The following is a 371-nucleotide window of genomic DNA, read 5'->3' as shown; positions in this document are numbered from 1 at the left end:
TGCGCCGCGAGGTCGCCGCAGACATCCGCCGCAAGGTCGAGATCGGCTCCTACGAGGGCATCCGCCACCGTCGTGGCCTCCCGGTCCGTGGTCAGCGCACCAAGACCAACGCCCGTACCCGCAAGGGCCCGAAGCGCACCGTCGCCGGCAAGAAGAAGGCCCGCTAAGCGCGGCCCCAGGGACTAGGAGAACACTTTCATGGCTGCACCCAAGGCCGCCGCGCGCAAGCCGCGCCGCAAGGAGAAGAAGAACATCGCGCTGGGCCAGGCCCACATCAAGTCGACGTTCAACAACACGATCGTTTCGATCACCGACCCGTCCGGCGCGGTCATCGCCTGGGCATCGTCGGGTGGCGTGGGCTTCAAGGGCTC

The 371-nt window shown here is 67.7% G+C and carries 2 protein-coding genes; both read left to right on the top strand.

The genetic code is table 11. The features are described from left to right. Positions 1-167 (top strand): 30S ribosomal protein S13 (gene rpsM / locus ASV53_RS26650; RefSeq protein ID WP_094959043.1); only part of this gene is annotated, 167 nt, incomplete at its 5' end. Positions 168-198: 31 nt separating this feature from the next. Then, the coding region (rpsK, locus tag ASV53_RS26645) for a 30S ribosomal protein S11 (protein WP_094959042.1) at positions 199-371 on the top strand (173 nt) is incomplete at its 3' end.

This window comes from Photobacterium sanguinicancri, from assembly GCF_002265265.1.
In the GTDB taxonomy this organism is placed as follows: Bacteria; Pseudomonadota; Gammaproteobacteria; order Enterobacterales; family Vibrionaceae; genus Photobacterium; species Photobacterium sanguinicancri.
This window is presented reverse-complemented; position numbering and strand designations above follow the sequence as displayed.